General features: G+C 68.9%; 21 protein-coding genes. 11 read left to right on the top strand and 10 right to left on the bottom strand.

Annotation, left to right across the window (positions count from 1 at the left end; all coding sequences use genetic code 11):
- Nucleotides 1-34 precede the first annotated feature (34 nt).
- The 5 genes from NWFMUON74_RS05255 to NWFMUON74_RS05235 form a co-directional block, all read right to left on the bottom strand.
- On the bottom strand, nt 35-1,972 hold the full coding sequence (locus NWFMUON74_RS05255) for an ABC transporter ATP-binding protein (protein WP_187686848.1): 1,938 nt from the start codon (nt 1,970-1,972) through the stop codon (nt 35-37).
- Nucleotides 1,969-2,763, bottom strand: a complete 795-nt coding sequence (locus NWFMUON74_RS05250; protein ID WP_232110854.1) for an ABC transporter permease — start codon at nt 2,761-2,763, stop codon at nt 1,969-1,971. Before NWFMUON74_RS05250 ends, NWFMUON74_RS05255 begins: the two co-directional genes overlap by 4 nt.
- Entirely contained in the window at nt 2,760-2,945 is a 186-nt protein-coding gene (locus NWFMUON74_RS05245; RefSeq protein ID WP_187686847.1) for a hypothetical protein, read from the bottom strand. Before NWFMUON74_RS05245 ends, NWFMUON74_RS05250 begins: the two co-directional genes overlap by 4 nt.
- 160 nt (nt 2,946-3,105) lie before the next feature.
- Nucleotides 3,106-4,098 (bottom strand): ABC transporter permease, encoded by a 993-nt coding sequence (locus NWFMUON74_RS05240; protein WP_232110853.1) that lies wholly within the window; start codon nt 4,096-4,098, stop codon nt 3,106-3,108.
- Nucleotides 4,086-5,579 carry an ABC transporter substrate-binding protein gene (locus NWFMUON74_RS05235; RefSeq protein ID WP_232110852.1) on the bottom strand — a complete coding sequence of 498 codons (1,494 nt, stop codon included), beginning with the start codon at nt 5,577-5,579 and terminating at the stop codon, nt 4,086-4,088. Before NWFMUON74_RS05235 ends, NWFMUON74_RS05240 begins: the two co-directional genes overlap by 13 nt.
- A gap of 314 nt (nt 5,580-5,893) precedes the next feature.
- On the opposite strand from NWFMUON74_RS05235, the gene NWFMUON74_RS05230 reads away from it, so the two are divergent.
- From NWFMUON74_RS05230 to NWFMUON74_RS05205, 6 genes are all read left to right on the top strand, one after another.
- Entirely contained in the window at nt 5,894-6,979 is a 1,086-nt protein-coding gene (locus tag NWFMUON74_RS05230) for a TauD/TfdA family dioxygenase (protein WP_187686845.1), read from the top strand.
- A gap of 13 nt (nt 6,980-6,992) precedes the next feature.
- The gene (locus NWFMUON74_RS05225) at nt 6,993-7,982 is read left to right on the top strand and encodes an ornithine cyclodeaminase family protein (protein ID WP_187686844.1); all 990 of its coding nucleotides are present in this window, start codon (nt 6,993-6,995) and stop codon (nt 7,980-7,982) included.
- Nucleotides 7,973-9,334: a type III PLP-dependent enzyme domain-containing protein gene (locus tag NWFMUON74_RS05220; RefSeq protein WP_187686843.1), complete on the top strand. Its 1,362-nt coding sequence runs from the start codon at nt 7,973-7,975 to the stop codon at nt 9,332-9,334. The genes NWFMUON74_RS05225 and NWFMUON74_RS05220 overlap by 10 nt, the downstream gene beginning before the upstream one ends.
- A gap of 46 nt (nt 9,335-9,380) precedes the next feature.
- Nucleotides 9,381-10,409, top strand: coding sequence for a PLP-dependent cysteine synthase family protein (locus NWFMUON74_RS05215; protein ID WP_187686842.1), 1,029 nt, complete (start codon nt 9,381-9,383; stop codon nt 10,407-10,409).
- 70 nt (nt 10,410-10,479) lie between these two features.
- The gene (locus NWFMUON74_RS05210; RefSeq protein WP_187686841.1) at nt 10,480-11,883 is read left to right on the top strand and encodes an MATE family efflux transporter; all 1,404 of its coding nucleotides are present in this window, start codon (nt 10,480-10,482) and stop codon (nt 11,881-11,883) included.
- 116 nt (nt 11,884-11,999) lie between these two features.
- Nucleotides 12,000-12,953 (top strand): phosphodiesterase, encoded by a 954-nt coding sequence (locus NWFMUON74_RS05205; protein ID WP_187686840.1) that lies wholly within the window; start codon nt 12,000-12,002, stop codon nt 12,951-12,953.
- Between the two features lie 32 nt (nt 12,954-12,985).
- Here the strand turns inward: NWFMUON74_RS05205 and NWFMUON74_RS05200 are convergent, their stop codons facing one another.
- Complete coding sequence (locus NWFMUON74_RS05200) at nt 12,986-14,428, bottom strand: stealth family protein (RefSeq protein ID WP_187686839.1); 1,443 nt, start codon at nt 14,426-14,428, stop codon at nt 12,986-12,988.
- A 544-nt stretch (nt 14,429-14,972) separates the two neighbouring features.
- Here NWFMUON74_RS05200 and NWFMUON74_RS05195 point away from each other — a divergent pair.
- The 3 genes from NWFMUON74_RS05195 (at nt 14,973) to NWFMUON74_RS05185 (ending at nt 16,337) form a co-directional block, all read left to right on the top strand.
- Complete coding sequence (locus NWFMUON74_RS05195) at nt 14,973-15,440, top strand: flavodoxin domain-containing protein (protein ID WP_187686838.1); 468 nt, start codon at nt 14,973-14,975, stop codon at nt 15,438-15,440.
- Nucleotides 15,441-15,538: 98 nt separating this feature from the next.
- Nucleotides 15,539-16,036, top strand: coding sequence for a hypothetical protein (locus NWFMUON74_RS05190; protein ID WP_232110851.1), 498 nt, complete (start codon nt 15,539-15,541; stop codon nt 16,034-16,036).
- A 4-nt stretch (nt 16,037-16,040) separates the two neighbouring features.
- Nucleotides 16,041-16,337: an MTH1187 family thiamine-binding protein gene (locus NWFMUON74_RS05185; protein ID WP_187686837.1), complete on the top strand. Its 297-nt coding sequence runs from the start codon at nt 16,041-16,043 to the stop codon at nt 16,335-16,337.
- A gap of 22 nt (nt 16,338-16,359) precedes the next feature.
- On the opposite strand, the gene NWFMUON74_RS05180 is transcribed toward NWFMUON74_RS05185, so the two are convergent.
- Complete coding sequence (locus NWFMUON74_RS05180; RefSeq protein WP_187686836.1) at nt 16,360-16,767, bottom strand: ester cyclase; 408 nt, start codon at nt 16,765-16,767, stop codon at nt 16,360-16,362.
- A 236-nt stretch (nt 16,768-17,003) separates the two neighbouring features.
- On the opposite strand from NWFMUON74_RS05180, the gene NWFMUON74_RS05175 reads away from it, so the two are divergent.
- Nucleotides 17,004-17,369 carry a hypothetical protein gene (locus NWFMUON74_RS05175; RefSeq protein WP_187686835.1) on the top strand — a complete coding sequence of 122 codons (366 nt, stop codon included), beginning with the start codon at nt 17,004-17,006 and terminating at the stop codon, nt 17,367-17,369.
- Nucleotides 17,370-17,473: 104 nt separating this feature from the next.
- Here NWFMUON74_RS05175 and NWFMUON74_RS05170 read toward each other — a convergent pair whose 3' ends face one another.
- The 3 genes from NWFMUON74_RS05170 to NWFMUON74_RS05160 all read right to left on the bottom strand — a co-directional run bounded on the left by NWFMUON74_RS05170 (nt 17,474) and on the right by NWFMUON74_RS05160 (nt 18,958).
- Nucleotides 17,474-17,899, bottom strand: coding sequence for a hypothetical protein (locus NWFMUON74_RS05170; protein ID WP_187686834.1), 426 nt, complete (start codon nt 17,897-17,899; stop codon nt 17,474-17,476).
- A gap of 30 nt (nt 17,900-17,929) precedes the next feature.
- Nucleotides 17,930-18,412 (bottom strand): hypothetical protein, encoded by a 483-nt coding sequence (locus tag NWFMUON74_RS05165; protein WP_187686833.1) that lies wholly within the window; start codon nt 18,410-18,412, stop codon nt 17,930-17,932.
- 279 nt (nt 18,413-18,691) lie between these two features.
- Complete coding sequence (locus tag NWFMUON74_RS05160) at nt 18,692-18,958, bottom strand: hypothetical protein (RefSeq protein ID WP_232110850.1); 267 nt, start codon at nt 18,956-18,958, stop codon at nt 18,692-18,694.
- A gap of 197 nt (nt 18,959-19,155) precedes the next feature.
- Here NWFMUON74_RS05160 and NWFMUON74_RS05155 point away from each other — a divergent pair, with 197 nt between their 5' ends.
- Nucleotides 19,156-20,046 (top strand): helix-turn-helix domain-containing protein, encoded by an 891-nt coding sequence (locus NWFMUON74_RS05155; RefSeq protein ID WP_232110849.1) that lies wholly within the window; start codon nt 19,156-19,158, stop codon nt 20,044-20,046.
- Nucleotides 20,047-20,102: the final 56 nt, after the last annotated feature.

The following is a 20,102-nucleotide window of genomic DNA, read 5'->3' as shown; positions in this document are numbered from 1 at the left end:
AACCGACCGCAAGTGCCCGGACACGCAGCTCCGCTCAGCCCAGGAGGGCGGCGGTGGCATCGTGGGCCGGGGCTCGCAAGAGGTCGGGGACCGGGCCGGACTCGACGATGCGGCCGGATTCCAGGACGCACATGCCGGTGCAGTAGCGGGCGACGACGTGCATGTCGTGGGTGATGACCAGCAAGGCCAGCTGCTGTTCGCGGCGCAGGCCGTCCAGCAGGGTCATGATCGCGTCGGCGGTGTCGCGGTCGAGGGCGGAGGTGATCTCGTCGCACACCAGCACCGCCGGTCGCAGCGCCAGGGCGCGGGCCAGTGCCACCCGTTGCCGCTGCCCGCCCGACAACTCGTGCGGATACCGCTGGGCCAGTTCGCTGTCCAGCTCTACCGTGCCCAGCAACCGCGCGATCTCGGCTGCCACCGCGGCCCCGCGCCCGCCGTGGTGCCGCCGCACCGGCCGCGAAAGCGTCTGCGCCACAGTACGACGCGGATTGAGGCTCCCCGCACTGTCCTGCGGCACCAGCGCCACCCGCCCCGACACCCGCACCTCCCCCGCCGCGGCCCGGCGCAATCCCACCACCGCCCGAGCCAACGTCGACTTCCCCGCCCCCGAAGGCCCCGCAACCGCCACCGACTCCCCCGCCCGGACCCGCAGGTCGATCCCCTCCAGCACCACCCGCCGCCCGATCGACACCCCCAACCCGGTCACCGAAAGCACCTGATTACCAACACCTTCGAGCCCACCGCTCCCTCGGTCCACCCCGTGGCTCGACTCCCCCGCCGCACCGACACTGTCGCCCGCCCCGTTCTCACCCTCACCCGAGTCGTGCGGGGCGAGAGTCCCCGCGCCTGCGGCGGCGGCCTCTGTACCCGACGAACCACGACCGTCGCCCATCGCGTTCGTAACATCTCCCGACCCGCGTGGCGTGGGGGCGCTTGCGCCTGCAGAGGCCACCTCTGCGCCCGACGCACCACGACCATCGCCCATCACGTTCGTATCATCGCCCGACCCGCGTGGCGTGGGAGCACTCGCGTCTGCGCAGGCCGCCTCTGCACTCGACGCACCACGACCATCGCCCATCACGTTCGTACCATCGCCCGACCCGCGTGGCGTGGGAGCACTCGCGTCTGCGCAGGCCGCCTCTGTACCCGACGCACCACGACCATCGCCCATCGCGTTCGTAACGTCGCCCGACCCGCGTGGCGTGGGGGTGCTCGCGTCTGCGGCGGACTTCGCGCGCGGCGCGCGGTGACCGTCGACGGGCGCGGGGGACGCGGCGGCATGGTCCGGCAGGGCGAGGATGTCCTTGGCCGCGAACGTTTTTCCATGCGGGCCGCTGTGTCCGTTGCCTACCGCGATGACTTCGTCGGCCAAGTGGTTCAGGGTGGTGGTGTCGTGGCCGGAGACGACGATGGTGGTGCCGTCGTTGTCGGCCAGGCGGCGAAGGAGGTGGGTGAGGGAGGTGCGTAGGCGGCCGTGCAAGCCGGACAGGGGCTCGTCGAGTACCAGGACGGGCGTGCGGCGGGCGAGGGCGCGGGCCAGGGCGACACGGCGCTGCTCACCGCCGGAGAGTTCGGCCGCGCGGCGGCGCAGGTAGGACTCGGGCAGTTCCACCGCGGCCAGGGCTTCCAAAGCCCTTGCGGAGTCGGACAATTCGCCCAGGAGGGAGCGGACGCGCATGGTCGGGTTCAGCGCGACGCCGGGGTCCTGGCCGACGAAGGCGATCTGCTCGCGCCGGAACCGCCGCAGCGCGGGCGGGTCCAAGCTGAGCACCTCGTGCTCGCCGACGTGTACCGACCCGCTCGCGGTGGTCCCGGCCGGAACCTGCCCGAGCAGCGCCTTCATCAGCGTCGACTTGCCGCATCCGGACGGCCCGCGCAGCGCGGTCACACCGCCCTCGGGCACCCGCAGGGAGATGGTGTCCAGCAGCGGCGCGGCCGCCGTGGACACCGACAGTTCCCGCACCACGATCACCTCCGGCCCACCTCCCGTCGCCCCAGCGCGGCCGCCAGCAGGTTCACGCTCACCGCGACGACGCCGATGGCGAGGCTCGGCGCCAGCACCGCCCACGGATTCAGCAGGATCCCGGAAGCGTTGTCGCGCACCATGACCGCCCAGTTCGACGCGCCGAGCGAGGTCGGCAGCCGCAGGAACGCCGCCGTCGACACCAGATACATGCCCTCGACGAAACGCAGCCCGAACTGCGCGAAGACCAGTTCCCGCATGTTCGGCAGCATCTCGCGGAAGATCACGTAGCCGGTGGATTCGCCGCCGAGCCGCGCCGCCTCGACATAGCCGGTGGCGGCCACGGGCGTCGCCGCGGCCGCGAAAACCCTCGCGGAGTAGGGAATTCCGAACACGATCGCGACCAGCACCACACCGAACGCTCCTGACTCCGGCCACGACGCCACCACGAGCAGCAGCGCCAGCACGGCCGGCAGCAGGATCGCCAGGTCCGCGCCGCGCTCGATCACCACCCCCAGCCGCGGTCGCAGCGCCGCCAGCGCACCCAGCACGCTCGCGCACCCGGTCACCGCGACGGCGATCAGCACGGCCAGCAGGATCAGCCCCCACCCACCGTGCAGCAACCGGCTGAACACGTCGTGCCCCAGCCGATCCGCGCCCAGCGGCGCCCCCGCCCGCGGCACGGCGAACGGCATCCCGACGGTGGCGTCCACGGCCCGCGGCGCCACCCACGGCCCCACCACCGCCGCCACCACCACGACCAGCGCAGGCAGCCCCCGCAGTACCAAACCCCGGTTCACAACCGTCCACCCACGCCCACGCCACCCACACCCACGTCCTCGCCACCCGCACCCATACCCACACCACCCGCGCCCATGTCCTCGCCACCCGCACCCATACCCACACCACCCACACCCATACCCACGCCACCCACACCCATACCCACGCCACCCACACTCACGCCCACGCCACTCACACCCATGCTCTCGCCAAGGCACCCTTCGACGATCCGGCCTCGGCGGTCACGGGTTCACCCGGGAGGGCGAAATCCGCCGCACTCGCACGATCGGTGACCGCCCGGACCGGCTCGCCGCGGGGAGACCACCACTGAACTCCCGCACAGCTCACGGGCGGTCCGACGGTCATCGCCGTCCCCGCATCGCCCAGGCACGCAAACCGTCCGCGACCAGCAGCACGCACATGATCGTCACGCCCGCTACCGCCGCGGTGGCGGCGGCGAGGCCGGTGTCGCGATCGGCGACGGAACCGGCGAGCAGGGCGCCGAGGCCCGGGTAGTTGAACAGGCTCTCGACGACCATGGCGCCGCCGAGCAGCATGCCCACAGTGGTGGCGTAGGAGGCCGCGATGGCCGGCAGGGCCACCGGGAAGACGTGCCGGGTCATCAAGCGAAACGGCGAAACGCCTTCCAGTTCCGCGTGTTCCACGTGTGGCGCGCGGGCGGCGTCGGCGAGCGCCCCGCGGACCACCCGGGTGTTCCAGCCGGTCTGCGGCAGCGCCAGCGCCAGCGCCGGAAGCACCAGCATGTCGGCGCTCGCCGGGAAACCGGAGCGACCGGCGACGGTCACCGCGGGCAGCCACCCGGCCGCGAACGAGAACACCGCGATCAGGCCCGCGGCGACCACGAACTCCGGTAACGCGACCACCATCGCGGTCGCCGGTTGCAGTACCCGCGCGGTCCACCCGTCCGGCCTTGTCGCCCACCACATCCCGCCGGCCATCGACGCGAACACGGTGGTCGCGAACGCGATTCCGCCCAGCAGCAGCGTCTGCGGCGCGGACCCGGCGAGCAGCTCGGCGATCGACCGCCCGTGCGCCGTGACGCCGAAGTCGCCGGTGACCAAACCACTCGACCACGACCAGAACCGTTGCGGCAGCGGACGATCCAGCCCGAGCTCGTGCCGCTTGGCGGCGACGGTCTCCGGACTCGCCCCGCGATCCAGCGCCACGCGAGCGGCATCGCCGGGCAGCAGCGAGACCGCGCAGAACACCAGGGTCAGCAACGCCAGCAACAGCCCGACCCGGCGCAGCACCATACCGGTCAGCGCGACCCGGACGCCGCGCCGATCGTCCGCGACGCCGAGCACCACCGGTTCGGCCACGCTCACGAGAGCCATACCCGTTCCAGCTGCACGCGCCCGAACCCGCCCAGCGTGGGCAGATCTCGCACGCGGCTCGAGGCGATGTCGATGCCGTCGGCCATGCCCCACACCAGGTATCCACCCCGGTCGTATTCGATCTGCTGCAGGGTGCGGCACGCCCGGGCATAACCCGCCGGGTCGGCGGCGCCCAGCGCCGCGGCGGTGGCGGCATCGAATTCCGCGTCCGCGAAGGCGGTTTCGTTGCGATTGCTGCCCGAGGACAGCAGCTTCGCGGCGTAGAACAGCACCGAGTCGTTGGTGCCCCAGTTGACCGTGTACAGCGGCGCGTGCAACCAGGTGCGATCGTAGAAGGTGCCCGAGTCCTGCACCACCACTTCGGCATCCACGCCGATATCGCGCAACTGGGTGGCGAAGACCCGCGCCGACTCCACCTCCCCGGGCGCCTCCTCCTTGGTGACCAGCTGGTACGTCGCGCCGGTATCGAACCGGGCCTCGGCCAGCAGCGCCCGCGCCCGGTCCACGTCGCGGCGTCGCTGCGGAATCTCCTTGGCGTACTGCGGATCTCCGGTACCCAGGATGTCGTTGGCGACGGTGCCGTAGCCCGAGAAGGTCTGCGCCACCAGGGCGTCGCGATCCGCCGCCAACCGCAGCGCGGTGCGCACCCGCGGGTCGGCGAAGGGCCCGTCGGCGGTGCGCATGGCGATGGCGATGGCGGTGTCGCCGGGCCGCCGGACGACCTGCAGATCCCCGCGTCCCGCGGCGGTGCGCCCGGCGATCGCCCCGACGTTGGACGCCAGGTCGATCTGCCCGCCGACCACCGCGTTCGACAGCGCGTCCACGCTGTCGAACATGGTGACCTCGATGGCCTCCAGCCGCGGCCTCGGCCCGTGCCAGGCATCGTTGCGCACCAGCCGGGCGTTGCCCTGGCGATAGGACTCGAGCCGAAAGGGCCCGCTGCCCACGGCATTCGAGAACTCGGTCGTCCCCCGCTTGACCGTGAACGTCATCAGCCGAACCAGCACCGGGATCTGGGTGTTGGGCGCCGACGCCGTCACCACCACCCGCCCGGGTCCGTCGGCGGTGATGTCGTCGGGCCGTGCCACCGGCATCTTCGACTCGCCGCCCACCTCGCGCAGCCGGCGCAGCGACCACACCACGTCCTCGGCGGTGACCGGGCTGCCGTCGTGGAAGGTCGCGCCCTCGGCGAGGGTGAACACCCAGCGCCGCTGCGCGGCATCGGCGGACCAGGCGGCGGCCAGGCGCGGCCGCACGGTCGGGTCGACGCCGGGCACCGTGAGCGGCTCGTAGATCAGCGACGCGATCAGGAAGTCGCTCTCGTTGCTCAGGTTGGCGTGTGGATCCTGTTGCAGCGCCGAGGCTTTGCCCAGCGCGCCGACGCGGAGCGTCCCGGTGTCGCCGGCGGCGCGCCCGCAGGCGCCCAGTGCCAGTGCGGCACTCACTCCGAGCCCGGCGCCGAGCAACCGCCGTCTGGTCATGGTCGTCATCGCAGGTGCCCTCGTCCCTCATCCGAGTCGGCTGTGCCAGCCAAGGCTAACCTTATGATTCTGCGTTACCCGGCACGCGGACGTCCACGTCGCCATCCGGCACCGGCGCTTCGGACCGGTCGGCTCGGCGGTTACCCTGCTAGCTGAGTCTTCGCGCCGTCCGTTCGCACGTCCCGCGACACACTTTAGGTAAGCCTTGCTTAAGGTCTCGGGAGAGACTAATTTCGCAGACCGAGTCTTCACCACCTGCTTCACCACCGTTGCGAAGAAGGGAATTCCTGGTGGAAAACGTTCTCTGCGAACGTATGACGCACCACCCCACCGAATCGGACGAGATCGAACGACGTGCGCTGCCCGCCGATGTCGCACAGGCCGTTCGCGACACCGCCCGCGACATCGCGGTCACAATCGAGAGCATGCCGGGTTCCGCCGCGCGCGCCGCCACTCTCACCGATCCGGCGCTGATCGACTTGGTCGACACCCATGCCGCACACTTACCCGAGGCCGTGCGCACCGCGCTGCGGCCGCCCGTGTCCGCGGCCGGCGCCGCGATCGTGAGCCGGTTACCGCTGCGCGACGAGGAATTGGGCCCCACCCCGCGCGATTGGCGGCAGGCCGCCGCGTGGAGCGGCGATCCGGCCCACCGGCACGCCTCGTTCCACTGGGACATCACGATGCTGCTGCTGGCCCGCGCCGCCGGTGCGCCGTTCGGATGGCAGGGCCAGCAGAACGGGCGGATGGTGAACAACATCGTCCCCTCCCCCGGGCACGAGCACGAGCAGTCCGGGGCCTCCAGCGCCACACTGCTCACCCCGCACACCGAGGACGCCTTCCACCCGCACCGTGCTCACCTGCTCATGCTCGGCTGCCTGCGTAATCCGGACCGCGTCGGCACCACGGTGTCGTCGGTGCGGCAGGTGCGCCTGAACGAGCGGCAGCGGCGGCGACTGAGCGAGCCGACGCTGCCGATCCTGCCGGATGTCTCCTACGGCACCGATTTTCACCGGTATCCGGCGACACCGCTGGCGACCGTCGGCGACCACGACGGCCGACCGACCCTGCGCTACGACCCGGCCTACACCCCACTCGACGACGCCGACGCCGAATTCCGCAGCGCCTACGCCCATCTCGGGGCCGAGCTGGAGCGGGTGTGCCGCACGGCCGTCCTCGCTCCCGGTGAGCTGTTACTGGTGGACAACGACGTGGTAGTACACGGACGGGTGCCGTTCACGCCGCGCTACGACGGGACGGACCGCTGGCTCAAGCGGGTCAACATCCGCCTGCCGCGCCGCAGGCCCGCGGCCGAGGCCGCCGAAACCGGCTACGGACAGCGGACGGTCACCCCCTTCGACTCGAAAGATACTGCGACACAGGAGGTTCCGGACCGATGAACCGAGGAAGCCAGTGACCACCCGCCGCACCCCGCTGCGAGTTCTCAGCCGCAGCGACCTCGCCGATGTCCCGATCACCCCGGTGGATGTGGTGCGCGCCGTCGAGGAGGCGTATATCGCGCTGGCGTCGGGAGATTCGGACAATCCGCGCAAACTCAGCGTCGCGCACCCCGACGGCTGGTCGGTCGCCTACGCCATGCTCGGCCGCGACGGCCGCCGCCGGGTGGTGGCGATGAAGACCTCCTACAAGTTCGATCCCAGCCACGACCGCAGCACCAAGCGCTACTACACCACGATCACGCTGTACGACGACGCCACCGGCATGCCGATCGCGATGATGGACTGCGCCCGGGTCGGAGCGCTGCGCACCCCGGCGGTGTCGGCGCTGCTGGTGCGCGAGACCATCCGCTCCGACGCGCGCAGCGTGCTGCTGATCGGCACCGGCACCCAGGGCCGCAACGCGCTGCCGCACTTGCTCGCCGCGAACCCGCAGCTGAATCGCCTGATGCTGTACGGCACGCACCCGGACGGACTGAAGGCGGTGCACGAGCAGCTGGCCGTGCATCACCCGCACACCGAACTGGAGACCGTGCCGGATCCCTACGCGGCCGCCCGCGAGGCCGACGTGGTGCTCGCGACGGCCGGTCCCGGCACCAAGGTGGCCCTCGAATCCGGTGATCTCGCACCGGGTTCGGTGGCCGTGCTGGTGGGCTACGGCCTCGCGCCGTCGGCTCTGACCGACGCCGACCGGGTAGTCGCCACCAATGCCGAGCAGATGTCGCTGACCGGCACCGACATGGCGGGGCCGGACGGCCGCCTGCGGCCGGTCGATGTCGAGCTGCCGCAGATCCTCAGCCGCCGCGGCGTCGGCCGCACCACCGACGACCAGCGCATCTTCGTCTACAACAGCGGCCTGGTCCTCACCGACATCGCCGTCGCCCACGCCCTCGCCGAACGTGCCATCGCCGACGGCCGCGGCACGGAGGTCCCCATATGGGACTGAACGCAGGCGCGGCACCGTGTGTCGCGCCCGCCGCGGGAGCGGGGATCGTCGCGGCACCGCTGCCCGCACACCGGGACGACTGGGAGCGGCGGCTGCTGGCCGATCCGGAGTTGCTGGGGGACATCGCGTTCGCGGTCGGTGGGCCGTTTCATGTGATGTTCCCGGCGCGGGTGGGCCGCAATATCGAGGCGTTCCGGGCGGTGTTCGAGCGAGCCGGGGTGGACGGCGCGATCTACTACGGCAAGAAGGCGAACAAGGCCCGGTGCGTGGCGCGCGCGTGCGCCGAGTACGGCGCCGGAGTGGACGTGGCGAGCGCGGGAGAACTGAATTCCGCTCTGGCCCAGGGTGTCCGGGGCGATGAGCTGATGGTCACCGGCCCGGCGAAGTCCGACGAGCTGCTGTGGCTGGCGGCGCGCCACGGCGCGCTCATCGCGATCGACGAGGCGGGCGAGCTGGATCGGCTTGCGGCGCAGGGCATTCCGGTACGGGTGCTGTTGCGAGCGCTGCCCCCGGACTCCGACAGCCGCTTCGGCATGACCGGTGACGAACTCGATCGAGCGCTGGCCCGCACCGACCTCGGACCGGTCCGTATCGACGGATTCAGCTTTCATCTGTCCGGCTACCGGCCGGCGCCCCGGGCCGAGCTGGCCGCCGCCCTCGTCACCCGCTGCCGGGCAGCACGCACGCTCGGCCACCCGGCGACGACGATCTCCCTCGGCGGCGGCTTCGCGGTCGACTACGTGCCGGAGCAGGCATGGCGGGAATTCACCGAAGCCGCGGGACCGCACTGGTTTCACGCCCGGAAGACGTTCGACTCCTACTACCCGTACCACAGCGCGACGGCGGGCCCGGCCGCGCTGTCCGCCGTCCTGGGCCACCACGGCTTGGCAAAGGAACTGCGGGACAATGGTATTCGCCTGGCGATCGAGCCCGGTCGCGCCCTGCTCGACCGCGCGGGCAGCACCGTCTTCCGCGTGCAGGGCACGAAAACACGCACGGCGCAAGGGCTCCCGTACCAGCTGCTCACGGTCGACGGAACCAGCCTGAGCCTGTCGGAACAATGGTTCGACAGCGAGTACCTCCCCGACCCGGTGCTGTGGCCCACCCGGCCCGGCGCCCGCACGCCGGCGAGCGTCGGCGCGGCCACCTGCCTCGACTCCGACATGCTCAGCTGGCGGCGCATCCCGCTGGCGCGGCCCGCGACTCCCGGCGACCTGCTGGTCTACCCCAATACCGCCGGATACCAGATGGATTCCAACGAGTCGGCGTTCCACGAGTTACCGATCCCGCCCAAGGTCGTGCTGCACGAGGCACCCGGCGGCCGGTTCCGCTGGACCCTCGACGCGCACTAGCGTCCCCGTCGCATCCCCTTCCACACCCATAGTCCGAGGAGACTTCATGGCGCTCGTCACGCGTGTGACGGACCTGATCGGCAACACCCCGTTGTTCGAACTCGCCGCCACCGACACCGGCACCCGGTTGCTGCTCAAGCTCGAACAGTTCAACCCGACCGGCGCGGCCAAGATCCGAATGGCCCGGGAAATGGTGCGCGACGCGGAGCGGCGAGGGTTGCTGAAAGATGGCGGGCATATCATCGAGTCCACGTCCGGCAATACCGGACTGGGACTGGCGGTAGTGGCCGCCGAGCGCGGGTATCGCTTCACCGCGGTCGTCGATCACCACGCCTGCAAGGACAAATTGCGTGCTATGCGAGCCATGGGAGCCGAACTCGTGTACGTCGCCGACGACGGAGACGACAGTCTGGCCACCTCGGCGCGAGAGGACCTCGCCGAGGCGATGGCCGCTGCCCGGCCCGACGCCTACTTCACCGAGCAGCACAACAACGACGCCAACGCCCTCGGCTACTACGCGGTCGCCGAGGAGTTGCTGGAGGATCTGGGCAGCGTCGACATCCTGCTGTCGGCCGTCGGCACCGGCGGCTCGTTGTTCGGCACCGCCCGCCGCCTGCGCGAACTCGGTTGCGCGCCACGGGTGATCGGCGTCGAACCGGTGGGCTCGATCGCGTTCGGCGGTGAGGGCGGGCCGTACTGGCAGTCCGGCACCGGCACCCCGCCCGGCGCCACCGTCGGCACGGCGGTCGACTACACACTGCTGGACGAGGGCGTGAAGGTCACCGACGTGGCCGCCTTCGCCACGGCGCGCGCGGTGGCCGCGAAGCTGGGCCTGCTGATCGGCGGCTCGGCCGGCGGCTCGGTGCACGCCGCGCTGACCCGCCTGGAACAGTTCCCGCCCGGGTCCACCGTGGTGACGATCGTGTGCGACGGCGGCGAGAAATATCTGGATACCGTCTTCGACGACGGCTGGATGAACGAACGTGACCTGCTGGACGAAAGCGCCGAGCACGCCGTGCTCGAACTGCTCGAGCGCTACTCGCCCGCGCGCCGCGATCTGGTGGGCGCGCGATGAGTAAGGTGTCCCTGACGAGAACATTGATGCACGCTGTCAAGAATGTGATTCTCATGCACGAAAGGGCGCAATGAGCAGCGCATCGCACCGCTCCGATTGGCGCAGCCTGACGACGTTGGCGACGCCGATCGCGCTGACGCAGCTCGCACAGGTCGCGGTGTCGACCACCAATATCGCGTTGATGGGCTCGCTCGGCATCACCCAGGTCGCCGCCGGTGGCCTGGCCATGACGCTGTTCAACCAGATCCGCACCATGTGCGTCGGCCTGATCACCGCGACCGGCAACCAGGTCGCCACGGTGGCGAGCCGGGCCGGGCAGTGCGACGCCGACGCCGACCACGAGATCCGCGACGTGGTCCGGTCCAGCTTCCTGATCGCGACGGTCGCGGGCCTGCTGGGCGGGCTGGTGCTGGTAGCGCTGGGCTGGTCGTTGCAGTGGCTGGGCCAGGACGCGTCGGTGCTGTCCGCCGCGCGCCCGATGATGGTCGCGCTGGCTCCCGGCCTGCTGCCGTGCCTGTGGTTCCAGGTGCTGCGCCAGTACACCGTCGGCATGCAGCGCCCGCAGGCGCTGCTGCTGGTGACCCTCGGTTCGGTCGCGCTGAATGTCGTTCTCGCCCTTGGCCTCATGCACGGCTGGGCGGGCCTGCCCGAGCTGGGCCTCACCGGCATCGGCCTGGCCACCTCGCTGGTCTTCCTGATCACCTTCGGCATCTTCTGGGCGATGGTGCGCCGCGACACCCGCCTGCGGCCGACGCTGCCGGTGCGGATGTGGCCGCTGCGGTGGCGGACCGTCGTCGCGGAGCTGCGGCTGGGCACCCCGATCGCACTCACCTACGGCTCCGAGGCGGGCATGTTCTCCGTGCTGGCGCTGGTCATGGGGGCGCTGGGACCGGCCGCGCTGGCCGCGCACAACGTGGTCTACCAGCTGGTCTACATCGTGTTCCAGGTCGCGATCGGCATCTCGCACGGCGTCTCGATCCTGGTCAGCAAGGCCGTCGCGCGCGAGGAGCACCGGCACGCGCAGTCGCTGGCGTGGCTGGCCCTGCGGCATGCCGCGGTGGTCGCCACGCTGGTCGGGCTGCTGTACGCGGTAGCCCCGGACGCGGTGCTGCGCCCGTTCCTCACCAGCCGCGACGGCGACACCGTCGCCCTCGCGCACACCCTGTTGCTGATCGCGATCGTGCTGCAGTTCTTCGACGCCGCGCAGAACATCGGCACCGGACTGCTGCGCGGACTGAAGGAGACGCAAGCCGGATTCCGGCTCTCGCTGGTCGGCTACTGGATTGTGGGATTGCCCACAGCCCTGGTCCTCGCCTACCCGGCCGGGCTGGGCGCGGCAGGCGTGTGGTGGGGGCTCACGGCCGGGCTCGCCGCGACCGCGGGACTCATGCTGCGGCGGTACTTCGCCCTGCTGGACGGGCGTGAGCACGCCCGGCCGCGGGTGCTCGCCGGTAGTCTCGGCGGCGCGAGTTGACACGAAATTCTCATCTGGGCGTAAGCATGTCGTCACCGGGCGTGGGCATTTAGTAGGGATCCGCTTCGTTATTCTGACGCGGAGGCGAAGCCAAGCCCGTATCCGGGAGGAATCCGGTGCCCATCAGCAGAGTCGCGGAATACCCACGACCGGACCATGTTCTGTTCCACTTCAGTGACACCCACCTGATCGCCGACGACGGCGCGCTCTACGGCGCCGTCGACGCCGAACAGCGCCTGCGCCAGCTTCTGGACCGGGCCGCGGCCGGCGGCATCACCCCGACCGCCATCCTGTTCACCGGCGATCTGACCGACCACGGTGAGCCGCGCGCGTACGGCAAGCTGCGCGCGCTGGTGGAACCGTTCGCCGATCGGCTGGGCGCGCCCGTCGTCTGGGTCACGGGCAATCACGACGATCGCGCCACGCTGCGCGAGCACCTGCTCGGCGAGGACGGTTCGGCCGAGCCCTTCGACCTGGTGCACACCATCGACGGCCTGCGCATCGTGGTGCTGGACACCACGGTCCCCGGGCACCATCACGGCGAGCTCACCGACGACCAATTGGCTTGGCTGCGTGCGGTTCTGGCCGAGCCCGCCCCGTTCGGGACGATCCTCGCCATGCACCACCCGCCGGTGCCGTGCATTCAGGACCTGGCGGTGACGGTCGAGCTGCGCGACCAGAAGCGCCTCGCCGACGTGCTCGACGGCACCGACGTGCGCAGTATTCTCGCCGGGCACCTGCACTACTCGACCACCGCGACGTTCGCCGGCATCCCGGTGTCGGTGGCGTCCTCCGCCTGCTACAGCCAGGACCTGGCCGTCGCCGAGGGCGGCCAGCGCGGCCGCGACGGCGCGCAGAGCTTCAACTACGTGCACGTCTACCCGGACACCGTGGTGCATTCGGTGGTGCCCATCGATCACGGTCCGACGGTCGGGCAACCGGCGACCCCCGCGGAGGCCGCCGAGCGGCTCGAGCGGGCGGGGATCGTCATCCCGCCCGCCGCGCGCATCCCGCGCGTGCTCGACCGCCAGACCGAGGCTCCCGAATCGGACGACGAATCGGTCTGTTGACTCGTGCGGACGGCTCGTGCGGACGGACCGGCTTACGCCGCGCCCGGCTCCAGCGCCCCCAACGGGTTCGGTTCGGTGACACGCTCCCAGGGCGCCGGGTCCGGGAAGTAGCCCTCGAGGAACTGCGAGACGACACGGACCCGCTCCGCCTCGGGGACCTCCGGGAAGCTGCCGTCGTTGAGGCAGAAGAAGTCCACCTTGCGCCGCCGCGCCAGGCCGTCCAGCAGGGCCAGACCGGCGTAGCCGGTGGTGTCGACGTATCGCACCCGCGCCGCTTCCTGCGGCACCGCGCGGCCGGTCAGCAGCGCGTAGTAGTGGTACAGCGAGTTGGTGACCGAGATGTCGGTGGCCGCCCGGAACCGGCTGGCGCGGGTGCGCGCGAAGTCCGCGCCGAACTCGCGCTCCATCTCCAGCAGCACACTGCGCCGCAACGGCACCGGAGTGTGCTCGAGGTGGCGGGTGATGATGTGCCCGAAGCGTTTCGACAGCAGCGCCCGGTTCACCCGCGCGGCGTTCTCGAATCCGCTGCGCCGCTCGTTGTTGCCGCCGGGGCCGATGCGGGTGTCCGCCTCGATGAACCGGCTGATCCCGCCGGGGGTGAAGAACATCGACGGGCGCACCGGGCGCGCGAAGAACATGTCGTCGTTGGAGTAGAGGAAGTGCTCCGACAGTCCCTCGATGTGCTGCAGCTGGCATTCCACCGCGTGTGAATTGAACACCGGCAGGCCGCTGGTGTCGGAGAAGTGGTCCTGCGCCCGGACGATGGTCACCTTGGGGTCGTCGGCCAGCCAGTGCGGCACCCGCGAGTCGGTGGCGATGAAGATGCGGCGGATCCACGGCGCGTTCTTGTGCACCGAACGCAGCGCGTACTTCAGCTCGTCGATCTGCCGGATGCGGGCGTCCGCGTCGTCCCCCTCGCCGACCACCACCTGGGCCAGCATTCCCGCACGGCGGGCGCGGAATTCGGGATCGGAGCCGTCCACCCAGGAGTAGACGATGTCGATGTCGAATCCGACGTCGGTGGGGTGCGGGGCGAACATCCCGGCCAGCGTGGGCCAGCTGGCGTCGAACAGCAGCACGGTGGTGTACTCCACGTCCGCGACGTCGAAGACGTTGCGGGTCAGCGCGTTCGGGCGCGGGCAGGAGACTGTGTCACCGTGGTACTCCCACAGCTCGAGGTCGACGTGGTGGGCCGGATCCACGTCCCGGCCCAACCGGAAGACGTTGTGCCGCAATTCGTTACAAGAGAATCCGGCGACCAGGGCGGCGCCCAGCACCCGCCGCAGCTGAGCCCGGTACGCGGCGTCGACGGCCAGCGCCAGGCCGTGATCGCCGTCGCGCACCAGCAGGTACGGCAGCTCCGCGGCCACCAGTTCGGCCCGCAGATACCGCAGATCATCGAGCACCGCCGTGGACACCGCGAGATTCGCCACCGTCGCCGGCCCGGCCGTCTCCACCGTTTCGAATTCCGTCATCACCGTCTCCTGCCTCGTACTCCCGAACCGCGGCTCTCCGAGCGGAGCCGCGGGCACCATCACCCGTGAAATCACCAGACGCGCGCGCATACGCCCTCCGCCGCCTCGGCGGAGGGCTCACCACTGCGTCGAATGCGTTACAAGAAGCCGCGCGAGGTCAGACTGTTCGGGAAGGCCGCCCACAGTCGGTATCGGTAGGGCCGAAATCCCATCGCACTCACCTCACTCGTCGTCGGGCGCGCGGACGCGCCGTACGGATGCTGCTGCGTTCGTCGGGCACCAGGAATCGGTGAGCGACCTCGCTTCACCGGGCGCTCATCGACCGGTTACTCGCGTGACCCCGACAAGACGGGGAACTGTTACGAATGATGCAACCGGTGGTGCCTGTTCGTCAATCAGGAGGGTCGCAGGTCCCGAGAGGTTTTCACATCCGTAACGGAAGAATCCCGGGCCGTCGGTATCCGTCCGGGGCGGACACCTCCACCAGTATACAAGTTAGGGTAGGCTCACTAAGCGGTCAGTGGAACTACGCGAGGGAGACAGCGTGCGGGTAGTGATTCTGTTCGGGTCCGAGATGGGCACCGCGGAGCGGGCGGCCGAGGCCGTCGCCGACGAATTGGCGCGAGCGCACGATGTCTCGATCTACGACATGTCCGACTTCGACACCGACGATCTGAACATTCACGACTTCCACGTGCTGGTCTGCTCCACCTATGGCACGGGGGAGCTGCCGACCGGAGCCGAGCCGTTCTTTGACCAGCTCGACGACCGCCTGCCCGATCTGACCGGACTGCGGTTCGCGGTGTTCGGCCTGGGCGACATCGTCTACGACGACACCTTCAACCGCGGCGGGGAGATCTGCGCCGAGAAACTCACCGCGCTGGGCGCGCGGCAGGTCGGCGAGCACGGCCGCCACGACGCCTCCGGCACCGTCCGGCCGCAGGATCAGGCGCGCGAGTGGGCCCGGTCGCTGCCGATCGAGGCCCTGGCCACCGCAGCGGTCGCGTCCTGATCCGTCTCCATCCCAGCGAGCAAGCGGCGCAACGGCTTACACTGCTAGGAAACGCGCGATTCAGCCCGCAGCGCGAGCCGACCGTGAGGTGACGAAATATGGTAGCCGAAGCCCGGGAACGTCAGGAGACCTCGACCGAGCCGCAGGCAGAGATGACCGAGCATCCCGAACTGGACGTACTGCCGGAATGGCCACGAGACACCATCGGGGTGCTGGTGACCACCGACCCGTCACCCCACGCCATCCCGGTGTCCTGGCCGGTGCGCGCGGGTGATCATCGAATCCTGTTGAGCCTCAGGTCGAATCGCGGCTCCCTGGTTCGGTTACGCAAGCGTCCCGATGTGGCGCTGCTGCTCCTCAGCGGCGACAATGTGGCGCTGTGCGCCCGGGGTACGGCGCGCGTGATCGCCGACCCGATGCCCGACGCCGAGGACTACGTGGCGGTGGCGATCGAGGTCGACGTGATCGACGATCACCGCCAGGGCGCGTTCCTGGTCTCGGCCGGCATCCAGCGCACCGTGCTCGACGAGTCCGAGCTGGAGTACCTGGAGTCGCGTGTCGCTACGCTGCACGACATGGCGCGGCACCACAATTGATCCCATGATTGCTGCCTTCTCGATCACCCCGCTCGGCACCGGAGAGGATGTCGGCCGGGCGGTCGCCGAGGCCGTGCGCGTCGTGCGGGCCAGCGGCCTGCCCAACGAGACCACGGCCATGTACACCTCGATCGAAGGCGAATGGGACGAGGTGATGGCCGTGATCAAACAGGCCACCGACGCCGTCATGGCCGCCGCCCCGCGCTGCAGCCTGGTGATCAAGGCCGACATCCGGCCGGGCGTCACCGACGGCCTCACCTCGAAGGTGGCGAGCGTCGAGCGCTACCTCGCCGACGACTAAGCCTGCGGCACAGCACTTTTCGTCATTGTCCGAGCGCACCGAGGGCCTGCATCATGCCCAGCCCGTCGGACACCACCCAGTACTCGGCGAACCGGCCACCCTCCGCACGGAAGATGTCCTGCCCGCAGAAGGCGATGCGGGTGCCGGGCGCGGCCGTGGCGCCGGGAATACCCTCGCGGTACGAGCCGTGGAAGGTCCACCGAGCGGCAATCAGGTCGCCATTGATCACCGGCCCGACATCCAGCGTGTTCTCGATGTCGTCGAAGAAGCGTCTGGACTGCTCGATCTGGTTGACAACCCCCTGCGGCCCATACACATCCATCGACGGCCAGTGCCCGACAAAACCCGGCATGAAGATATCCCTCACGCCGGAGTAGTCGCCGTACCACACCTCGAACAACCAGCGGCGATAGAGCGTCGCGATATCCATACCGCCATTCTGCGTACGCGCACACAAAAGTCGAGCACCCCTTTCCCCAGCGTGTACTCACTCCATCCCGGCAAGCACGAGCTAGGCCGGTGTTCCGGGTATCTCTGGTTCATCTAGTCACGGGTGCGTTCTAGTCCGCCGCGCTCGCGTCCCCGCTCTTCCCTGCCGCCGCGAGTCGGGCCCGCGTGCGGCGGTTCCCGGTGCAGGGGTCCGATTCCGGGTGTCGGCCGGGAGACATGCAATATGTCAGCAACTTCTCGGACCATGTTGCCGGGTTCCCCGTTGTCCGCCAATTCACGCGCTCTCCGCGCTTCGAGCGCGAGCCGGTCGGCTGCCTCACGCTGTCTCTGCCGCGCTTTCTCATCGGCCTGGTCGCGTTCGCGCTGCTTCGTCTTCTCGGCTGCGTCGTCGTCCTCCCGCGTCCGTGCCGAAGTGTTCTCGTCCGGCTCGCGGTCCCGGAACACTGCTTTGTACTTCTCTGCGAACTCCCGAGCTACCCGCTCTGCTGCCTCACGCTCTACCCGTGCTCGTTCCTCGCGGGCTTGCCGCTCGCGTTCAGCCTTGGCGCGCTCCTCCGCGGCTTTGGCTTCGCGCTGGCGTAGGATCTCGCGGATATTCGCGAGTCGTTTTCGGGCGCGTTCAGCGCGATCCAGTTGGTAGGTTCGGATCAATTCGAGTTGCCGTGAAGCGAGTGCCCTCCCTGCTTCTAAGCCCGTGCGGCATCTTTCCGCGATATTTCCACGTGCTCGAACCGGCCGGGGAAATCACGAATGAGTTCGTTCATGTACTCGCGTGCACGTGGATCTATCTTTTCACCAGCGACGGTTTCCCATCCACTCTGCGAGATCTGCCCTGACTCCAGCCCGAGCCGTTCGCGCTTCAATTGCTCGAGTGTTCTTGCATCAACCCGCCCCGATTTTCGTTCGATACTCCTAACACCTTTACCCTGGGTTTTGGCGTTGTCGAGTATCCGGGGGCCGCGATCGGTAGGTATCGAGAACTGCCGTACCCAACCACGTTCGGGCGTCTCCCCGCGAAGATGCGCCCGCCCGAGTTCGAAGTACAGGCCGCGCTCATAGTTGCTCAGGTCGCGCCGTACGGCGTCATATTCATCGGGCACGGCTGTACCCACCCCCGTAAGTGCATTTTGGTGTGTAGTGGGTTAGCTTGCGTGGAGTTTCACGGCGTCGGAGATGTTGTACTCGATCGAACTCGGACCACCGAACTTGTCATCTACCAAGTCCTCGGCAATCAGGGCCACTCGACGTACATCATCACCGTGCTTCACTCCGGGGCCGAACTCCGGGTACAGCGGCCCGGACCAGTCGGGCCGATTCGTCCATTCCATCCCGGCTCGACGTACATAGCACTCGCCAAGAAATCTCACGAACTGGTCGGCTACTTCGCGGTTCTCTTCGCTGTAGAATCCGGCGCGGTTACCTAACCGCTCTTTCGCAACATTCATGACACGTTCCAATGTCGGTTGCTTCCACCAGGCGTCAGAGTCGTAATCCGCGACACCGCCGAGCGTCTCCCCGAGGAATTTCCGTATTCCGGACTCCATGTGCTCCGGCTTGACCCACTCCAAGAACGCTTGTGTCTTGTCATCGAATTCGATATCGAAACCGATTTGTTCGTCGCTCATTGCTTCCCCTCGCGTCGGCTGTACCGGTGTGCGGAGCCTACCGAGTCCGACCCGAGTCGGGCTTGATCCGTCCAACTTCGACCAGCGTCCGGAACGCTGCACGCTTTCGCGGGCAGTCGTTGGCCCGGCATTCTCGGTGCTGCTGCATGATCGTGTGCGCTCGATCGACCGAGAGCGGCTCGACAGGTGCGTCGTGCGTCCATCCGACCGGCGACTGTTCGCGGCGTATCCGGTCTCGAATCTCCCCCACGGTGCTGCCGCGGTTGTATCCTCGCCACCTCATGCGAACACCCCCTCTCGAATCAACGACCATCGGCCGAAACTCATTCGCGGAGAGATGGTTTCGATCTCAGCGAAGTACAACACCCCATTCAGCGCGAGCGGACTCAGGTGTTGCGGCGACGGAGTGATCACCGCGTCCACGTCAGCGGCGCGCACCTGATCCGCCAGCGGGATGAGCGACGGCTCAGGCCAGATGATCACGTACCCGAGCGAGCGCGCCAAGCACTGCACTTGCGCGCGATCCCACATCAGCGCGTCGGACACCTCGGGCTCCACCCATCCCAGCGCGGTCGGTCGAAAACGCATCGTTTGTACTCCCGTCCCCTTGTCGTGATCGTGTCGGAAACGTCCGCAGAGAGGGAGCCGGGCCGGGGTGGGTCAATTGGCTACAACCCCTCTGCGAAGCCAGTAACGAGCATCCGTGACCCGCAGGTGACTTCGGAGTACTAGCGTGTTTGCACGTGTTCGCAGATTCGGACGTGACCGGAACACTGCTGCGTGAACTCCGCACCGTGGCGGGTATCGGTCTGCGTCGTATGGCTGAGAAAACCCACTACTCACCGGCGTATCTGTCACAGATAGAGAACGGGCAACGCCCCGTGCCCGAAGGTGTCGCCGCGGCGTATCGCCGTGCGCTCGGTGATGATCCGGTAGCGGGCAGGCTCAGCGCTATAGCCACCGATCCGGACGGCACCGGTGCTGCCGATGTGGCTGTCATCTTGGAACGCACCCGGCACCTGGAGGACCGGATAGGCGCGGCTCCCGTTCTGCCTGTGGTGCGCGGAATCGACACTCTCGCAAGAGGTTTGGACAACGGATTAGCGTCTGAAGTCACGCGGTACCGCGGCTGGCTCGAGCACGCAACGGGTCAACGAGCAATTGCCGACAAAGTTCTTGCCGACGCAGCCGAGCTGGCGCAGGACGGACCCCAGCGAGCGCACGCGTTGTCGTTCCGTTCGCTTACCGCTCGGCACACCGGAGACCTGGCGAAGGCACTCGACCTTGCCGACGCAACGCTTGCCGAGGACGGCGTACACCCGGCACTGCGAACGTTCGATCTCTATTGGCGCGGTGAGCTACTGGCGCGAAGGGGCGAGAACAGAGCAGCCGCTAAGGCGATCGCGTCAGATCCTTCGGAGAGCGACGAACTACCGCCGGGTGGGTATTGGTACACCGCTGGGTTCCTGGCGGTACAGAGAGGGCTGGTGCTGTCGTGCATGGGCCACGTCGCTGATGGAGTGGAGGAAGCCACTCAGGGCCTCGCAGCGATGCCACCAGACCACCGGGGTACCGACTGGTTGAACATCATGCTTCAACAGATAGATCCTGAGCTGACCGACGCGGCCACTTGATCGGCAACTCGACGTCGGCGAGTACATAGCCGCAGGTCATCGGGCTATTGATCGGG

The organism is Nocardia wallacei, assembly GCF_014466955.1.
GTDB classification, from domain to species: Bacteria; Actinomycetota; Actinomycetes; order Mycobacteriales; family Mycobacteriaceae; genus Nocardia; species Nocardia wallacei.
This window is presented reverse-complemented; position numbering and strand designations above follow the sequence as displayed.